The following is a 16406-nucleotide window of genomic DNA, read 5'->3' as shown; positions in this document are numbered from 1 at the left end:
GTCATCTCCGTTGGAAATCGGGCGATACGAGCAGCAATGCGAGCGACGTGGTCGCGCTTTCGGCGCGCGACAGCGCGGCCGCCGTCGGCGCGCTCAACGAACCGGCGAGCAGCGTGTTGCCGAGCGTGCGCGGGTCGAGCCGGTCGCCCGTGCGCGCGGCCAGCCGCTGCGCCAGCTCGACGCGCCGCACGAGCGCGTCAGGCGCGGCCCAGCTCGCGGCAACGTCGTCGTAGCCGGCCGGCGAGCCGGGCCGCCACACCGGCTGGCCGAGCTGCGTGAGTAGCGGCGCTGCCTTCAGGTCGCCCGTGTCGTGCCAGCCGAGCCCGCGCAGCGACGACACGGCCCACTCCCACGGCGTCTTGAACTTGCGATTGACCGGTGACCACGCATCGGGCGCATCGACGAGCGCGCGATAGACGGTCGGCAAATCGCCGCCGCTCGCGTCGAACGCGCGGGCCAGCCGGTCGGTCAGCGCGGGCGACGGATTGTCGGCGACGAAATGACGGGCCAGCTGGAACGCGATATGCCGACCGGTCGCCTCCGAATGCGCGAGGTCGTGCAGGATCGCGCGCGCCTGCGATTCGCCGGGCTGGTCGTAGCTGCGCCCCATCACGGTCCGCACGCCGGGCTCGTGCAGGTTCGGGCGAAACACGAACGCGCCGGGCGCCGCATCGCCGGGCTGCGGGCCGCGCCCGCCGGCGATGCTCCAGCCGGTCAGCGCGCGCGCGAATTCCGTGACGTCGGCTTGCGTGTAACCCGTGCGTACGCCGAGCGTGTGCAATTCCATGATTTCGCGCGCGAGATTCTCGTTGAGCCCGCGCCTGCCCGACGGATTGCGCGCTTCGGCACGCAGCGCGGCCGGGCTGTCGGGGCCGACCGAGCGCGCCTGGTCGAGGAAGAGCTGCATCGCGGGATGCTGCTCGACGGCGACCAGCATGTCCTCGAAACGGCCGAGCACGTGCGGGCGGATCGCGTCGCGCTCGAACGCGCCCGCATAGGCCGCCACCGGCCCCTTGTCGACCGATACCGCGAAATGGTTCGCCCAGAAATGCACGAGACGCTCGACGAACGGCGCGGGCGTGTTCAGTGCGCTGTTGAGCCGCGCGACGACGGCGCTGCGATACGTGTCGTTGCCGTCACGCCGGATCGACTGCTCGGTCGCGCGCTTCGTTGCCGGATCGTCGCCGGTCATCGCATTGCGCGCGTTCGCGAAGCGCGTGGCGAGCGCGACCGCGTCGGGTTCACCGGCCCACGCAGGCGGCCGCGGGTCGTAACGGTCGAATTGCGCGACGAGCGCCGCCTTCGGGTCGGCAGGCGGCGCGTCGTCGGCACGCGCGCCGAGACCGAAGCGGTTCAGCGCGACGGCGGCCGGTGTGATGTCGTTCGGGTGGTCCATGACGGGGCTCTCGCGATGCGTACCCGTGTTAAACGTCGGTCGGCGGAAAATCCGTCGCCCGGAAGACGAATATTTCGGGCTTGTCGCGTGGCGTTGAATGCGTGCGTGTTGCCGTTCGAATTTCAGGCACGGATTCGACTGACGATTGCAGCGAACCGACGGATCGCTCAGCCGCCGTATCGCGGCTCCGTGCCCCGCCGAAGCACGGACACATTTCTTGATCCGCCTGAAAGGCTTTCACTCGCCTGACCGGCATGGATCCAGCCGCATGGCGCGTCGGCCGAAACCCTGGATGGGTGAAGTGCCGCGTTGTCGCCCGCACCCGCCCGGCGCTTGCCGTTCCCGGAAAGCCGCCTAGACTCAATGGAACGTATCGCCCCCGCGCCACGAAGGTTTCGTCGTCTCGACCCAGAGCAAGAATTCGGAACAACCGGAGACCCACCGTGACCAAACTGCTCGCCATCCTGCTGCTGACTCCCGTTGTCGCTTTTGCCGATCAGGCGACATTCCCCGACGGTTCCACCGCACCTGCCGCATCGGACATCCAGCAACGCCTCGCGGGCAAGGCGTTCGACATCAAACTGGCGGACGGTACCCAATGGCATGTCCAGTACGGCAGTGGCGGCGACTTCGATTTCAAGTCGAGCCAGGGGTTTGCCGATCACGGCGACTGGAAGGCAGAGGATGGCAAGATCTGCAGCAAGGGCCGCAAGATTCCATATTCGTGTAACGACGTTCGCATGAAAGACGACGCGCTCTACCTCAAGCGCGACAATGGCGAAATCGTTCAGTTCGTCGAATCGCATTGAGCGCCGTGCGTCGGGAAGAACACGACGGTTCGAGTAGCCACGGCCCGGCACACTCGCGTCGACGTGGCGCCACGACATTGACAAGGAGAAGCTGCCGCACTCCGGCCGGCCACGGCGGATTGCGCTGGCCACCGCTACGATGACCCATCTTCCCGTCGGATTGCGTGCGCGGTTTCGTTGCCTCGGTTCGATGCCACCGACCTCACGCTGGACCCGCGCGTGGCTGCTCGCCATTGCGTTGGCGCTGCACGGCTATCCCGCTCACGCGCAGAGTCAGCCGAGGGTCGTCGACGTGCCGACCCGCCCCGGGGTGACTCAACGGTTTCTCTTCATCGCGCCGGACGCGCCGAAGGCCGTGGCCATTCTTTATGCCGGCGGACACGGCGGGCTGCAGCTGGACCCGTCCGGCCGGTTCGGATGGGGCGCAGGCAACTTTCTCGTCCGCACCCGACAGCTGTTCGTGAATGACGGTATCGCTGTCGCGGTCATCGATGCACCGAGCGACCGGCAATCCGCGCCCTACCTCAATGGCTTCCGGCTCTCGAAGGAACATGCCGACGACGCGCGTGCCGTGATCGCGTGGTTGAGGGAGCAACTTCACGTACCGGTCTGGCTGGTCGGGACGAGCCGCGGCACCCAATCCACCGCTGCCATTGCGATTGCGCTGGCCGGCGGCGGCGGGCCCGATGGTATCGTGCTGACGTCCACCATCCTCCGCGAAGATAGAGGCGGTACCGCGGTCACGGACATGAACCTTGCCAGCCTCAGGATTCCGGTGCTCGTCGTCCATCACGAGAAAGACGGCTGCAAGTATTGTCCGGTGTCCGAAACGGATACGCTGATGAAGAAGCTGGATTCGTCGCCGAAAGCCGACCTGATGATCGTGTCGGGCGGCGCGTCACGGGGCGATCCATGCGAAGCGTTCGCCTATCACGGCTTCAACGGCCTGGAGAGCGGCGTGGTCGACGCGATCTCCGCGTGGATGCTGGCACGTTGAGCGTAGCCGCCGTGTAACGTGGTTGCGGTTGCCCTGCTATCCCTCACTGAAGCGTGCCTGAATGCATTACCGATCGGCCTTCCGCGTACACGTTACGCATCGCTGAAAAGGCCCGCCGCCGCACATCGCCCGCGCGGCGTTTCCTTACTGACTCCCCGCCTCGCCCTGCTTCTTCTGCAACTTCGGCGGCAGCCGCCAGTTTCCGCTACGCCGCAACCCGTCGACGAACTTCGCGCGCTCGTCCGGCGTCAGCGTCGCCGCGAAATCGACGACGCTGCGCTCGACCTGCGTACGCACCGCCGTATCGGCCGCGCGCGTGCGGTCGAGCGCCGCGTCGATCGCCGTGCGATCGAGTTGCGGCGCGGCGAGCAGATCCAGCACGGTGATCCGGTCGTCGCGCCCTTCCCGCGCGAAATCGCGACCGTCCTTGCGCGCCGCCTTCAGTGCCGCGGCGAATTCCTGCTGGCGCGTGTCCGGCAATTCGTCCGCGGCGAAACGCAACGCGGTGCGCGACGCAGGTGCGCCCGCGGCCCGCAGGTCGCGATGCGTCGAGAACCACTGATACGCGCCGCCGCCGATCGCGCCGAGCATGAATACGTTCAGCACGACCGAACCGACAAGTACGAATTTCCAGCCACGCTCACTCATTCATCACTCCAGTCCACGCTCGGTCCGCCGAACGTCGTTGTCAGATAGCCCGGCTCGTGCGCAGGCGGCACGCTTCCGAGCATCAGCATCGACACGGCCACCGCGCCCGCGAGCGCGCCGGCCAGGCCCACGCCCGCGAATGCCGCGCCCGACCACCACACGGCGCCCCGCCGCCGCACGCGCCGCGGTGCAGGCGCCGTCGCGACGATACGCTCGACGAGTGCCGGCGCGGGCGGTGCGACCGTATCGTTGGCGAGCCACGCGTCGAGTTCGGCGGCATCGTCCAGCGCCGCCAATGCGTCGCCCGGATGTGCGCGCGCCCATGCCTCGGCGGCCGCGCGCTCGCCGTCCGGCCAGCGCCGCGCATCCGAGCCGTACGCGGCGACGATGGTACGAAATCGTTCGGGTGTCATCGGATGTCCTCGCTAGGTGCGTCGCCGGCCAGTTGCGCGCGCAAGTTTCGCCGCGCGCGAGAGAGCAGGCTTTCCAGCGCGTCGACGGTAATGCCCATCAGGTTGGCCGCCTCCACGTTCGACATTTCCTGATAGTACTGGAGCACGAGCGCTTCGCGCTGCCGCGCCGGCAACCCCGCGAGCGCCTGCCGCACGCGCGCGTCGCGCGAGCGGATCTCCGCGCGGGTGGCCGGCTCCGGTTGCGGATCGGGCACGTCGGGCATCACGTCGACCGGTTCCTCGCGGCGGCCGCGCAAGCGGTCGTAGCACAGATTCAGCACGACGCGATGCAGCCAGGTGTCGAACCGTGCCTCGCCTTCGCGCCAGCCCGGCGCCTGTTTCCAGATCCGCAAGAACGTCTCCTGTGCGACGTCCTCTGCTTCCGTGCGGTCGCCGAGCATGCGCGTCGCGAGCGCGAGCAGCCGCGGCAGCTTGCGCGCGACGAGCACGCGCACGGCCGACGCGTCGCGCGCGCCGACCCGTGCCACCAGTGCCGCGTCCGGATCGCCATCGCTCAACGCGGGGCGCTCCAGCGCATCGCGCGTCTGTGCCGCGGCGCGATCGTGGACGCGCCCGCCGGCAGACTGAAGCTCATCGTCGTGCTCTCCTTGCATGCGCCCAGCCATTACCCGGCCCCGCCACACCGGCGGTTCGGGATCGCCGCACGCATCGCGCACGGCCTCGGCAAGGTCCGTTTCATCGGTATCCGTTTCAGGCCGCATGGCGATCGGGTCGATCGGGTGCCGGCCGCCCGGTCGCGTGAGCGGCGGCCGGCGCGCTCAATATACGACGACCGGCGCGGGCCGGTAATAGGCCGGGCGCGCCGGCACCACGACACAGCCGGTCAGCACGATGGCTGCGGCCGCCAGTATCACCACGGTTCGAAAGGGCATGGCTGCGACTCATGACGTTGCGGGAAGGCGCCGCCGCGTCGGCACCGCGTGCCGTGCGGCGGCATGTGCATCAGGCCCAGTGACCCGGAACCCAGCGCCACGCCGGGCCGCGCGCGGCCCAGTGGCCCGGCACCCAGTGATAACCGACGCGAACCACTTGCCAGTGGCCCGGAATCCAGACATAGCGGCCCTGGCGCCAGTGCCAGTGGCCCTGGTCCCACACGTAGCCCGCGCGCGGCGCCGGCATCACTTCGACGCGAGCCGGCGGCGGCGCGTAAGGCGCGACGATGACGGCCTGCGCGAAGGCGGCGGACGCAGCCAGCGCGGCCACGCATGCCGTGGCAAACCGCAACGGGATGGAAAGCTTCATGAAAGACTCCGACGTAGCAGGTATCGACCGGAAGCGGCCGTTCATGCGTTAAACGGCGCGGGCGAACAGAATCCGTCGCGATGTCGGCAAAAAAATTTCGGCCGAACCGGATTCGCGTCGGCGCGGGCCGGATGCCCCGATCCGCAAGCTCGGGCATGTGCCGACGCGCTCGCGGGGTTGCCGTGCTGTCACAACCCGGCAAAACTGCCCTCCGACAATGTCCGGCACCGGGATCCCGCTCGTTTCCGGCCCACGCCCCGGCCACGCTCACGCACGGCCGGGCGGTTCCGCATCTCGCGTCTCCACCAACGAAAACACCGACCATGTCGAACCAGGACAACTCCCCGATCCAGCCGAACGAGCCGGCCGCGTCCGTCTCGCGCCGCGGCTTCCTGAAACTCGCCGGCGTATCCGGCCTCGCCACCGCCGCCGGTGGCCTCGCGGCAGCCCGGGCCGCCGCGTCGAACCCGGACGGCACACCCGAACAGGTCCACCTGACGTGGGGCAACGACCCGACGTCGGAAGTCGTAATCTCGTGGGCATCGCTCGCGTCGGCCGTCAATCCGCGCGCGCGCATCGTCGCCGACGGCGAGCCGGCGCGCACCGTGCACGGCGTCCAGCGCCTGTACACCGACGGCCTGAACGGCGAGACCGTGTTCGCGTACCACGCGCGCGTGCACGGGCTGAAGCCGAATACGCGTTACCGCTACGAGATCACGGCCGACAACGACAGCAATGCCGCGCAGCCGTTCTCCGCGAATTTCTCGACCGCCCCGCGCGGCCGCGCGCCGTTCCGCTTCACAAGTTACGGCGATCTCGCGACGCCGAACGGCGCCTGGGTGCTGTCGTCGCCGCAGAGCCGCTTCGCGGTGCAGGCCGTCGAGCAGTTCCAGCCGCTGTTCCACCTGCTGAACGGCGACCTCTGCTACGCGAACCTGAACCCCGCGCACCAGCCCGAGGTGTGGCGCGATTTCGGCAACAACAACCAGACGTCGGCCGCCAATCGTCCGTGGATGCCGTGCCCCGGCAATCACGAGATCGAGTTCAACAATGGCCCGCAGGGGCTCGACTCGTATCTCGCGCGCTATACGCTGCCGGAGAACGGCACGCGCTTCCAGGGCCGCTGGTACAGCTTCCGCGTGAGCTCGGTGCTGTTCGTATCGCTCGACGCCGACGACGTGGTGTACCAGGACGCCGCCGCATTCGTCGGCGGCCCCGCGCCGCTCGTGCCGGCCGCGAGCACGGGCCACCCGCCGATCGAGCCCGGCACGTCGTTTTACGTGCGCGGCTACAGCAACGGCGAGCAGACGCGCTGGCTCGAACACACGCTGCGTCATGCCGCGCATGACGACGATATCGACTGGATCATCGTGCAGATGCACCAGGACGCGCTCAGTTCGTCGAAGACGGGCAACGGTTCCGACAAGGGCATCCGCGAGGCGTGGTTGCCGCTGTTCGACCGTTACGGCGTCGATCTCGTGCTGTGCGGCCACGATCACGACTACGAGCGCAGCTACCCGGTGCGCGGCTGCAATCACCGCGCGGGCGTCGATGCGGCGACCGGTGAAGTGGTCGAGACGCTGCAGCCGCGCCCGGTCGGATCGAACGACCCGGACCGCATGAAGTTCGACACGAGCCACGGCACGATCCACCTGATCCTGGGCGGCGGCGGCACCAGCGCGCCGCTCGACGTGTACGGCGAGAACCCGGCGACCGGCTTTGCGCAGGCGAAGGTGTTCACGAAGCCGAACCGGCCGGTGCCGGGCACGGCGCCGAACACGTTCGTGCGCCAGCCGGCCGATGCGCTGGAAGATGCGATCTGGTCCGCGCGCCGCGATACGGGCACCGGCTACGGGATCGCCGTGTTCGACCACGACCCGGGCAAGCCGGGTGGACACACGACAATCACGATGCGCTACTACCACGCGCCGGGCGCCGACCAGCACCCGAGCGCCGACTACGAACTGTTCGAGACGATCGAATTGAGCAAGAAGCGCAACGAACGGTGATCGCTCAGGCGCCCGCTGCGACGGGCGCCTGATGCCGCATTCGCACGACTCGTTGCATGCGCAACGTTATGGGGCAATCAGGATGCCGCGGTTCGCGAAATAGCGGTCGAACGTCGCGCGCGGCATCGTGACGTTTTGCTGCGTGCGCGTGTCGAACCCGGACGGGTTGTGGAACACCCAGTCACCGGTGTCGCGGTTCGCGCCGAACACGAGTACCAGATGCCCGCCGCGCGACGGCGGCTCGAATCCGTCGTGCCGGATGCCGGGATGAACCGACGCCATCAGCATGTGCCCGTCATGCAGCTTCGTGTCGATCGCGGCCGAATCAATCCCTTCCACGACGTCGCCGTCGATCCCGTACCGCTCGCGCACCCAGTGCACGAAAGGCCGGTAATGCAGACGCTTGCCGGTGTCGCCGAGTTCAGGCCGGTAGACGCCGAACCCGACGGCTTCGCGTACCAGGTCGAGCAACGGCACGATCCTGTTCGAGCGGTACGCGAGCAACATCTTCAGGCACGCGATACCGCAGATGTTCGGGCTCCACTGCGCATATTCTTCCGGCGTGCTCGCGCCGGAGCGATGCCACAACGGATCGTCTTCCGAGCGCAGTTCGCGGGACACGAACTGCGGAACCAGATGCGTCGATTCCCATTGCGAGAAATACGGCACTGCTTTCATGCTTCCCTCTCTGAAGGCGCGATACGGGCGGCTGGCTGCAACGAGAACCTGGCCAGTTGCGTGATGCGAATAGGTTGATCGACTTTACCGCGACGGGGCATGGGCGCCTGTTGCGCGCCCATTGCGCCACGATACGCGATAGACTGCGCTCCGCAAACTCGGCCCATCCGCAAGACGTTCGCAACGGTCAATCCGGCCACCGGCGCCGTACTCGCGCATATCGGCGCACGCAATGCGGTCGACATCGCGCTCGCCAACGACTCAGTCTACCGGCTCGCCGCTTCGGTCTACACTGGCGCCCTGAACCGTGCGATCCGACTGTCGCGCGACAGTCGCGCGGGCGTCGTGACCGTCAACGGCTTCGACGAAGGCGACGTGCCGACGCCGTTCGACGGCTACCAGGACTCCGGGTTCGGCGGCCGTGACAAGTCGGTCCGGGCGCGCGACCCGTACCCCGAGATCAAGACCATCCGGATCGACGTACCCATGAACCCCGCGCAAGCGGGCTGCATGGCATTACCGCTTTCCGCCGCCCTGCATGACGGCTGCAACCGGATCATTCCGTTTGCCATCGCGGCGCGTGCAGGCGGAACCGAATCACCCGAAATCGAATTTGAATGTTGAAACAGGCAGGAAGCATGAAGCGCAAGAATAACGCAACGCTCGCCGGGCTCGGCGCGGTGTTGTTGTGGGCCTCCGTGGTCGCCCTCGTTCGTGGAGTCAGCGAAAGCCTCGGCGCGACCGGTGGCGCCGCGATGATCTATACCGTGGCATCCGTGCTTCTGCTGTTTACGATCGGCTTCCCCGATCTCAGCAAATTCCCGAAAAACTATCTGCTCTGGGGCGGGCTGCTGTTCGTCTCGTACGAGCTGTGCATGTCGCTGTCGATCGGCTATGCAAGCAACGGCCAGCAGGCGATCGAAGTCGCGATGGTCAACTATCTGTGGCCGAGCTTCACGCTGGTCGCGGCGATCGTGTTCAACAAGCAGCGCGCCAACCTGCTGGTCGTGCCCGGCGTCCTGCTGTCGATGCTCGGAATCTGCCGGGTGCTCGGCGGCGACCAGGGGCTCGATCCGGCCGGCATGCTGCACAACGTCGCGGACAATCCGCTGAGCTACGGCCTCGCGTTCGTCGGCGCGCTGATCTGGGCCGGCTATTGCACGGTGACGGCGCGCATTGCCGACGGCAAGAACGGCGTCACGCCGTTCTTCATGCTGGTTGCGCTGGCGCTCTGGATCAAGTTCGCGATCGAAGGCGGCGGCGGCATGACGTTCAGCCTGCATGCGGTCATCTACATCGTGCTGGCGGCATCGGCGCTCGGGTTCGGTTATGCGGCCTGGAACACCGGCATCATGCACGGCAACGTGACGGTCATCGTCGGCGCGTCGTACTTCACCCCGGTACTCGCCGCCATGCTCGCCGCGACGCTGCTGCATGCGCCGCTGTCGATCGAATTCTGGCAAGGCGCATCGATGGTATGCGGCGGGTCGATCCTGTGCTGGCTCGCGACGCGCGGCCGGCGCAGCAAAAAAGCCGCACCCGTGCGGGTCGGCAACGAAACGCAGGGCAACTGCCAGGGCTGACGATGCCCGGTGCTTTCGTCACGATGCAGTTCGAAAGCACCCGGTGGCCCTGCAAACCGTCAGCCACTCGCGCTAGCTGCGCGACTCCAGTGCGATACGCACGGCCAGTCCGGCCAGCACCGTGCCCATCAACCAGCGCTGAGCCGACGCCCAGACCGGCCGCCCCGCCAGAAAGCCCGCGATGGCACCGGCCATGCAGGCAATCAGCGCGTTCACGCTAACGCTCACCGCGATCTGCACGCAGCCGAGCGCCAGCGATTGCGCGAGCACGCTGCCGTGCCCCGGCGAAATGAACTGCGGCAGAAGCGACAGATACATCACCGCGATCTTCGGATTCGCGAGGTTCGTGACGAAGCCCATCGTGAAAAGCCTGGCGCGACTGTCGTGCGGCAACTCCCTGACCTGGAACGCCGAGCGACCGCCCGGCTTCAGTGCCTGCCACGCCAGGTACGCCAGATAAAGCGCACCGGCAAAGCGCAGCACATCGTACGCATACGGCACGGCCAGCACGAGCGCGGTGATGCCCAGCGCCGCGCACACCATGTAGAAAACGAATCCCAGTGCGACGCCGCCGAGCGATACCAGCCCGGCACGGCGGCCCTGGCAGATCGAGCGCGACACCAGGTAGATCATGTTCGGCCCGGGCGTCAGCACCATGCCGAGCGATACGAGTCCGAAAGCAAGCAAGGTGGGCAAGGCCGGCACGGCAATCTCCTGCGGGACGAAGTGGTCAGGGGGCGAGTTCGAACAATGTATTGCATCTCGACCGCTATCGACATGAATAAACTGCAAGCCGCCCATGAGCGCTTTTCATCGCACCTGCCGTTCGTTACCGGCTCTTTCGCGCGCGCGCGTGGATCGCCTTCGCCGCCTTCGCGCGCTGCGCGTCGACGAGCCGCACGAACGCGTCGGTGATCACGTTGCCGGACGTGCTCCACGACAGCCGCACCGAGCGATGCAGCCGTGGCGACAGTTCCAGCACGCGGCCACCGAACGGCGTGTACGTAAGCGTGATGCGCGGAACGATCGACACGCCCATGCCCGCCTCCGCCATCGACAGGATGGTGCGCATCTCGACCACGTTGAACGCGGCGCGCAGCGGCGTGCCGCCGCGCGCGAAGTAATCCGCGATCACCGGCCCGCATCCTGCCTTCGAGAAAATGAACGGGGCCACGGACAACTGCTTCGCCGACACGCTCTTGCGGCCGGCGAACATGTCGTGCGCCGCCACCGCGACGAAATCCTCGTCGAGCAGCGGCAGATTGTGCGCGAACGTTTTCGTGCCGGCCACCACGCCGACGTCGGCCGTCCCGTCTTCGATCCACCCTTCGACTTCGCTGTCCGTGCCTTCGAGCAGCACCGCCGACACGCCCTGGTGCATCTCCTTCAACGCCTCGAGTGCGGGCACGACGAACGCCAGCGACACGCTCGGCAACGACGCGACCACCAGCTTCCCTTCGAGCTTGCCGCGCGACACGCTGAACTGCTGGCGCAGCAGCTGCGCTTCGCGCACCACGTTCTGGATATATGGCCACAGGCGTTCGCCGGCCGCCGTCAGGACGACCGGCTGCCGGTCGCGCCAGAGCAGCTTGACCTCCGTGATGTCTTCCAGCTCGGTCAGTGCATGACTGATCGCGGATTGACTGCGGCTCAGCCGGTCGGCCGCGGCCGTGAGCGAGCCGAGTTCGACCACGGCCGCCAGGGCCTGCAACTGGGCAAGCGTCATCGGGTCTCCTTGTTCCGGGGAATGTAGATCGCGCATGAGGCGACGAACTGTCATGAATTATATTGAACCGCAGGCGTGACCACGCCGACGCCACCTGTGGCGCGCCGCGACCAGCGCCGAATGTCCTCCGCAACGCTCAGGTAAGATGCACCCTCGAACCGCGTGTCGACTGCCTGCAGCGCCGGCCGAACAACGGCGCCGCCATGCGATCGACGCACGGTTCAAGCCGATCCAGAACACATGCGTGCACCACGCACGCGCCGCAACGGGCTCCATCGACAGCGCTCGCTGCCGGATATGCCGCGACATGCCATTCCATGATGCATTTCAATCTGACTGAAGGTGTGCTGGTTTCCAGCCTGCAGGGACTCAGCGCGTTCGATCTGGCCGGCATCGCGGTTGCGCTGCTGCTGGGCGGCATGGCCAAGGGGATCACGGGCATCGGCGTGCCGCTGATCGCGATGCCGATACTCAGCCAGTTCCTGCCGATCCGGCATGCGGTGCTGCTGCTGTCGATGCCGATCATCCTCGGCAACATTCCGCAGGCGCTGGAAGGCGGCCAGGTGCTGGCAACCGCACGCAAGATCGCCGCGCCGATCGCGGGCACCGTGATCGGCAATATCGTCGGTGTCGCGATCCTGCTCTCGCTCAATCCGGGCCATGCGCAGGCGGCGTCCGGCGCACTGCTGATCGTCGCCGCGACGCTGATGCTCGCCGCGCCGAAGCTCAACCTGCCTCCCACGTGGCAGAAGCCCGTCGGCTTCGCGCTCGGCTTCGGCGCGGCGCTGATGGAAAGCATCGCATCGGTTCCCGGCCCGCTGCTCGCCACCTACCTGATTTCGTCCGGCGCGACCGGGCGCGTCTTCACGAAGCAGATCGCAATCATCCTCGTGGTGTCGATCGTCACGCTGATCACGACGTTCAGCGGCACCGCGCACGCGAGCGGCGCCGACCTCGCGATCTCGGCGGCGGCCAGCCTGCCGGCCATTGCCGGCATGTGGCTCGTTCGCCCGCTGCGGGACAAACTGTCGCCCCGGAGCTTCAGGATGGTCGTGCTGCTGTTCGTGCTCGTCGCGGCATCGCAGATGATCTGGAAATCGGGCGTGTTCCGCCACGGCGGATCGCACGTTACGCAGATGGACAACGCGCACGCGGGCAAGAACTGACCGGCGGCGGACCGCCATCGATCGCGCATGCGTTCTGAAAGCTGCCAAGCGTAGTATTCGCGGACCCGGCATATCGCCGCGCCTGGCGGTGCGGACGATACGTCACCGACTGTGCTGCTCGCACGCTGATGTCCACATCAGCGCTGCCACGCTTTCAGAGACATGAAATGGAAACCTACGTGTTGCTCGGCTGCGGATTCGGCCTTGGCCTGTTGATCGCCATCTGGGGCATCTGGCAGCTCAAGTAACGCTCGCCAGCCCCGTCCGCGCGCAAGCAATCCGTATGGAGACGGACGGGAAATTGTAGTTTGCGGCGGCATTCGTCGCCCGACTATTTCGCACTCCGATGCAGCCGTCCGGCAGCATCGGCTACGCGTGCCGGCTTCCGTTCGACAGCATTCGTGACCGAGTTGCATCGAAGCGCGCGCACTCGGCCTTGAACCAGTCCGAAAAAACCGCGGTGCGCGGATCGTCGGGATTGCGCGACAACAGCATGTAGCGCGCCGGCGCGCGTACATGCCGGCCAAAGACATCCACGAGCCGCCCGCTCGCGATCTCGTCGTGCACCAGCGCGGCGCGCCCCATCGCGACACCTTGATGGTTCAGCGCGGCCGTGATTGCCAGGCTGGAGAAATTGAACTGCGGGCCGTCAAGATGCGCCGCCCACGCGGGACGGACCGCCTCCAGCCACGTGCGCCACTCCACGAACTCGGGTGCGCCGCCCCACGGCGCAGCGTCGTGCAGCAGCACGACGTCGTCGAGCGATTCCCCGCTGGCAAAGGACGGATGCTGCGCCAGATAGGCAGGCGTGGCGACCGGAAACAGGATTTCGTCGAGAATGGCCTCGGCATGCAGCCGCTCGTATTGCACCGGGTCGTAGCGCACGGCCACATCGATGTCGTCGGTCTCCATCGCCTGACGATCCAGCACCTGAAACTCGGCCTTCACGCGAACCGGCACGTTCGGTTGTTGCCGGTGAAATTCGGACAGGCGCGGCATCAGCCATTGCAGTGCGAGCGACGGCAGACAACTCACCTGCAGCGGCGCATCCGGCATGCCGAGTGCCTGAAGCGTGCGATTGATGTCGCCGAACGCACCCGACATCGTCCCGAGCAGGATCCCGCCCTTCTCGGTCAACCTCAGCCCGCGCGCCTGGCGCACGAACAGCGGATAACCCAGCCGGTCCTCCAGGTTCCGGATCTGCTGGCTCACGGCGCTTTGCGTCAGGTTGAACGCCTGTGCCGTCTTCGTGAAGCTCAGCAACCGGCCGGCCGTTTCAAAGCAGAGCAACGCACCCAGGATCGAACCGTCGAGTCGCATAGATATAAATCAGGCTAATGCATTCATTAGAAATCGGCGCTTTTGCGCAGCCGTCTTGAATCGTAGCATCTCGGTCAAGCTTCCGTTTATCCGATGCAAGACCGATCCATGACCCTCACGCTCCAGCCTGCCGATCTATTAGCCAAACTGCAATCCCGCCAGCCGCTGCTGTGGCTGAACCCCCATGCCGGCAGCCCGCTGCCGCACGATGCACCGGCAATCGACGCCATCGCGATAGCCGAAGCGCGGCTGGCGCGCTGCGAGCCGCTGATGGCCGAGCTGTTTCCCGAACTCGCGGCGAGCGCGGGAAAAATCGAATCGCCGCTGATGCCGGCAGACAGTCTGCAGCGCAGGTTGTCGCTCCCGACAGGCGAACACGGCGCCTGGTTCATCAAGCGCGACGACGCATTGCCGGTCGCCGGTTCGATCAAGGCGCGCGGCGGCTTTCATGAAGTGCTCGCGCTCGCGGAGTCGATCGCGATCGAACACGGGCTGCTCGACCCCGCGGGCGACCGGCGGCTCCTTGCATCGACCGCCGCACGCGACCTGTTTGCCACGCACACCGTGATCGTGGGCAGCACCGGCAATCTCGGCCTGAGCATCGGCGTGATGGCCGCCGCGCTGGGGTTCGAGTCGGTCGTCCACATGTCGACCGACGCGAAACCGTGGAAGAAGGCGCGCCTGAGAAAACGCGGCGTTCGCGTGATCGAACATGACGGCGACTACGCGCAAGCCGTCGCGGCCGGACGCGCGCAGGCACGCAATCGGCCGCGCAGCCACTTCGTCGACGACGAAGGCTCGCTGATGCTGTTCCTGGGCTATGCGGCCAGTGCCCGGCATCTGGCCGCGCAGCTCGCCGGGGCGGGCCGCCGCGTGGACGCGGCGCATCCGCTCTTCGTCCACATACCGTGCGGCGTCGGCGGCGCACCGGGCGGCATCGCGTATGGTCTCAAGGCGCTTTTCGGCGAGCACGTGCATTGCTTTTTCGCCGAACCCGTCGCTTCGCCGTGCATGCTGGTCCAACTGGCCGCCGGCCCCGGGAAGCCCGTGTCCGTCTACGACGCGGGGCTCGACAACCGGACCGAGGCCGATGGCCTGGCAGTCGCTCAGGCATCGCACCTCGTCAGTCCGCTGATGGCATCCCTGCTGTCGGGCGTCTTCACCGTCAGCGACGCGCAGCTTTACGCCCAGTTGCTCGCAGTCAAGCACGCGACGGGCGTGGAACTCGAACCGTCGGCCGCCGCTGCCGTCGGCGGTCCCGGCTGGTTGACGCAGTCCCCGGCAGGGCAGGACTACTTGCATCGCCATGCGATCGACCTGCGCCGGTCGACGCACGTCATCTGGGCAACGGGCGGCTCGCTCGTGCCACCGGAAGAACATCGCCGTTTCCAGTCTCATGCGAACGCGCTCGCCGGTGCCGCTCCCGAAGCATGACGCGGTTCAGGCCGGCGACCAGCCCCGTTCGCGAAGACGCGTTAGACTGTCCGGATGGAACAATGCCGTTATTGCCAGAGAGTCCGCGATGAATGGGATTGCCACGGTGACGAATGCCGCCGGGCCATCGCCAAGGCGCTGCGCCGGCAGCGCGCGGGCCTGCCCATGGTGGCCGATCGCATCCGCAACGAACTGCCGTCCGGCGCGCCGACCCAGCAGGTGATCGCCGTGCTGTCGCGGCAGCGCCTGCGCGCGCGCCGCGGCAACGAGGAACGCCGGGAACGCAAGGAAATCGACGACGACGTCTGACCCGGCAGCATCGCAGCCTGTCCGCCTCCCCTCCGCCCGTGCCTTCGCCGTCGGGCACTCGTCCGTGCGCACCCTCCGCGCCGCGCGCATCCGCCCCGCTCCCTTGCAAATCCGGCAATATCGAATAGGGACGGAAGGCATTTTTCTCGAAATTATTACTCCAGCGGCAACGATCTTTCACCAAAACTCACGTTTACCCTAGGTCGACCGGCGCCTACGATGTAATCAACCGCTTACGACATGGTGTCGAACGCGGAAAGCCAACAAACATCGGAGGTCATCATGAAATCGCTCGTTTCCGCAGTCGTTGCCGCTGTCGCCCTGTCCGCCTCGTTCGGCGCATTCGCCCAAAGCACCGTGACCCGCGCCCAAGTGAAGAACGAACTGGTCCAGCTCGAAAGCGCCGGCTACAAGCCGAGCCAGTCGAGCCCGTACTACCCGGCCGACATCCAGGCTGCGCAAGCCCGCGTGCACGGCGCCGACAACAGCGGCTACGGTGCGCAATCGGCCGCGACTGTCCAGGGTGGCGCACCGGTCGCCAAGGTGCAAAACCCGCGCGACTCGGTCTACTTCGGCCACTAAGCCCGCCCCTGCGCGCGCCCGCGCGCAGTTCGCA

The 16406-nt window shown here is 67.0% G+C and carries 18 protein-coding genes; 9 read left to right on the top strand and 9 right to left on the bottom strand.

Going from position 1 to position 16406, the window contains the following annotated elements:
• Window position 1: 1 nt before the first annotated feature.
• On the bottom strand, window positions 2-1396 hold the full coding sequence (locus ACPTTF_RS23720; RefSeq protein ID WP_423368455.1) for a DUF1800 domain-containing protein: 1395 nt from the start codon (window positions 1394-1396) through the stop codon (window positions 2-4).
• Between the two features lie 443 nt (window positions 1397-1839).
• Here ACPTTF_RS23720 and ACPTTF_RS23715 point away from each other — a divergent pair, with 443 nt between their 5' ends.
• A complete protein-coding gene (locus ACPTTF_RS23715; RefSeq protein ID WP_423368454.1) occupies window positions 1840-2205 on the top strand; it encodes a hypothetical protein in 366 nt (121 codons plus the stop codon).
• Window positions 2206-2344: 139 nt separating this feature from the next.
• A complete protein-coding gene (locus ACPTTF_RS23710; RefSeq protein WP_423368453.1) occupies window positions 2345-3202 on the top strand; it encodes an alpha/beta hydrolase in 858 nt (285 codons plus the stop codon).
• 144 nt (window positions 3203-3346) lie between these two features.
• On the opposite strand, the gene ACPTTF_RS23705 is transcribed toward ACPTTF_RS23710, so the two are convergent.
• From ACPTTF_RS23705 to ACPTTF_RS23690, 4 genes are all read right to left on the bottom strand, one after another.
• Window positions 3347-3850 carry a periplasmic heavy metal sensor gene (locus ACPTTF_RS23705; RefSeq protein ID WP_423368452.1) on the bottom strand — a complete coding sequence of 168 codons (504 nt, stop codon included), beginning with the start codon at window positions 3848-3850 and terminating at the stop codon, window positions 3347-3349.
• Window positions 3847-4263, bottom strand: coding sequence for a hypothetical protein (locus ACPTTF_RS23700; RefSeq protein ID WP_011354984.1), 417 nt, complete (start codon window positions 4261-4263; stop codon window positions 3847-3849). Before ACPTTF_RS23700 ends, ACPTTF_RS23705 begins: the two co-directional genes overlap by 4 nt.
• Window positions 4260-5024, bottom strand: coding sequence for an RNA polymerase sigma factor (locus tag ACPTTF_RS23695; RefSeq protein ID WP_423368451.1), 765 nt, complete (start codon window positions 5022-5024; stop codon window positions 4260-4262). The genes ACPTTF_RS23700 and ACPTTF_RS23695 overlap by 4 nt, the downstream gene beginning before the upstream one ends.
• Before the next feature lie 241 nt (window positions 5025-5265).
• A complete protein-coding gene (locus ACPTTF_RS23690; protein WP_423368450.1) occupies window positions 5266-5565 on the bottom strand; it encodes a YXWGXW repeat-containing protein in 300 nt (99 codons plus the stop codon).
• A 323-nt stretch (window positions 5566-5888) separates the two neighbouring features.
• Here ACPTTF_RS23690 and ACPTTF_RS23685 point away from each other — a divergent pair, with 323 nt between their 5' ends.
• Entirely contained in the window at window positions 5889-7574 is a 1686-nt protein-coding gene (locus ACPTTF_RS23685) for a purple acid phosphatase family protein (RefSeq protein ID WP_423368449.1), read from the top strand.
• 66 nt (window positions 7575-7640) lie between these two features.
• Here ACPTTF_RS23685 and ACPTTF_RS23680 read toward each other — a convergent pair whose 3' ends face one another.
• Window positions 7641-8252, bottom strand: a complete 612-nt coding sequence (locus ACPTTF_RS23680; RefSeq protein WP_423368448.1) for a C39 family peptidase — start codon at window positions 8250-8252, stop codon at window positions 7641-7643.
• Between the two features lie 99 nt (window positions 8253-8351).
• Between ACPTTF_RS23680 and ACPTTF_RS23675 the strand changes: the two genes are divergently transcribed.
• Window positions 8352-8876, top strand: coding sequence for an aldehyde dehydrogenase family protein (locus ACPTTF_RS23675; protein ID WP_423368447.1), 525 nt, complete (start codon window positions 8352-8354; stop codon window positions 8874-8876).
• 14 nt (window positions 8877-8890) lie between these two features.
• Complete coding sequence (gene yddG, locus ACPTTF_RS23670; protein ID WP_423368446.1) at window positions 8891-9835, top strand: aromatic amino acid DMT transporter YddG; 945 nt, start codon at window positions 8891-8893, stop codon at window positions 9833-9835.
• A gap of 72 nt (window positions 9836-9907) precedes the next feature.
• Here the strand turns inward: yddG and ACPTTF_RS23665 are convergent, their stop codons facing one another.
• Window positions 9908-10540 carry a LysE family translocator gene (locus tag ACPTTF_RS23665; protein WP_423369861.1) on the bottom strand — a complete coding sequence of 211 codons (633 nt, stop codon included), beginning with the start codon at window positions 10538-10540 and terminating at the stop codon, window positions 9908-9910.
• A gap of 124 nt (window positions 10541-10664) precedes the next feature.
• Window positions 10665-11561, bottom strand: coding sequence for a LysR family transcriptional regulator (locus tag ACPTTF_RS23660; protein ID WP_423368445.1), 897 nt, complete (start codon window positions 11559-11561; stop codon window positions 10665-10667).
• Window positions 11562-11878: 317 nt separating this feature from the next.
• On the opposite strand from ACPTTF_RS23660, the gene ACPTTF_RS23655 reads away from it, so the two are divergent.
• Window positions 11879-12727, top strand: coding sequence for a sulfite exporter TauE/SafE family protein (locus ACPTTF_RS23655; RefSeq protein WP_166952065.1), 849 nt, complete (start codon window positions 11879-11881; stop codon window positions 12725-12727).
• Window positions 12728-13096: 369 nt separating this feature from the next.
• Here the strand turns inward: ACPTTF_RS23655 and ACPTTF_RS23650 are convergent, their stop codons facing one another.
• Window positions 13097-14047: a LysR substrate-binding domain-containing protein gene (locus ACPTTF_RS23650; protein ID WP_423368444.1), complete on the bottom strand. Its 951-nt coding sequence runs from the start codon at window positions 14045-14047 to the stop codon at window positions 13097-13099.
• Window positions 14048-14155: 108 nt separating this feature from the next.
• Here ACPTTF_RS23650 and ACPTTF_RS23645 point away from each other — a divergent pair, with 108 nt between their 5' ends.
• The 3 genes from ACPTTF_RS23645 (at window position 14156) to ACPTTF_RS23635 (ending at window position 16372) form a co-directional block, all read left to right on the top strand.
• Window positions 14156-15481, top strand: coding sequence for a D-serine ammonia-lyase (locus tag ACPTTF_RS23645; RefSeq protein WP_423368443.1), 1326 nt, complete (start codon window positions 14156-14158; stop codon window positions 15479-15481).
• A 54-nt stretch (window positions 15482-15535) separates the two neighbouring features.
• A complete protein-coding gene (locus ACPTTF_RS23640) occupies window positions 15536-15790 on the top strand; it encodes a hypothetical protein (protein ID WP_423368442.1) in 255 nt (84 codons plus the stop codon).
• Window positions 15791-16072: 282 nt separating this feature from the next.
• Window positions 16073-16372, top strand: coding sequence for a DUF4148 domain-containing protein (locus ACPTTF_RS23635; RefSeq protein ID WP_423368441.1), 300 nt, complete (start codon window positions 16073-16075; stop codon window positions 16370-16372).
• Window positions 16373-16406: the final 34 nt, after the last annotated feature.

It is taken from the genome of Burkholderia crassaminum, assembly GCF_964265005.1.
Lineage (GTDB): Bacteria > Pseudomonadota > Gammaproteobacteria > Burkholderiales > Burkholderiaceae > Burkholderia.
The sequence above is the reverse complement of the archived record's forward strand: the minus strand, read 5'-3'. Positions and strand labels throughout refer to the sequence as shown.

Coding starts and splice junctions, on each gene's coding strand:
- ACPTTF_RS23720 (WP_423368455.1), bottom strand. CDS start 1,396: ATGGACCACCCGAACGACATCACACCGGCCGCCGTCGCGCTGAACCGC.
- ACPTTF_RS23710 (WP_423368453.1), top strand. CDS start 2,345: ATGACCCATCTTCCCGTCGGATTGCGTGCGCGGTTTCGTTGCCTCGGT.
- ACPTTF_RS23705 (WP_423368452.1), bottom strand. CDS start 3,850: ATGAGTGAGCGTGGCTGGAAATTCGTACTTGTCGGTTCGGTCGTGCTG.
- ACPTTF_RS23700 (WP_011354984.1), bottom strand. CDS start 4,263: ATGACACCCGAACGATTTCGTACCATCGTCGCCGCGTACGGCTCGGAT.
- ACPTTF_RS23695 (WP_423368451.1), bottom strand. CDS start 5,024: ATGCGGCCTGAAACGGATACCGATGAAACGGACCTTGCCGAGGCCGTG.
- ACPTTF_RS23690 (WP_423368450.1), bottom strand. CDS start 5,565: ATGAAGCTTTCCATCCCGTTGCGGTTTGCCACGGCATGCGTGGCCGCG.
- ACPTTF_RS23685 (WP_423368449.1), top strand. CDS start 5,889: ATGTCGAACCAGGACAACTCCCCGATCCAGCCGAACGAGCCGGCCGCG.
- ACPTTF_RS23680 (WP_423368448.1), bottom strand. CDS start 8,252: ATGAAAGCAGTGCCGTATTTCTCGCAATGGGAATCGACGCATCTGGTT.
- ACPTTF_RS23675 (WP_423368447.1), top strand. CDS start 8,352: ATGGGCGCCTGTTGCGCGCCCATTGCGCCACGATACGCGATAGACTGC.
- yddG (WP_423368446.1), top strand. CDS start 8,891: ATGAAGCGCAAGAATAACGCAACGCTCGCCGGGCTCGGCGCGGTGTTG.
- ACPTTF_RS23660 (WP_423368445.1), bottom strand. CDS start 11,561: ATGACGCTTGCCCAGTTGCAGGCCCTGGCGGCCGTGGTCGAACTCGGC.
- ACPTTF_RS23655 (WP_166952065.1), top strand. CDS start 11,879: ATGATGCATTTCAATCTGACTGAAGGTGTGCTGGTTTCCAGCCTGCAG.
- ACPTTF_RS23650 (WP_423368444.1), bottom strand. CDS start 14,047: ATGCGACTCGACGGTTCGATCCTGGGTGCGTTGCTCTGCTTTGAAACG.
- ACPTTF_RS23645 (WP_423368443.1), top strand. CDS start 14,156: ATGACCCTCACGCTCCAGCCTGCCGATCTATTAGCCAAACTGCAATCC.
- ACPTTF_RS23640 (WP_423368442.1), top strand. CDS start 15,536: ATGGAACAATGCCGTTATTGCCAGAGAGTCCGCGATGAATGGGATTGC.
- ACPTTF_RS23635 (WP_423368441.1), top strand. CDS start 16,073: ATGAAATCGCTCGTTTCCGCAGTCGTTGCCGCTGTCGCCCTGTCCGCC.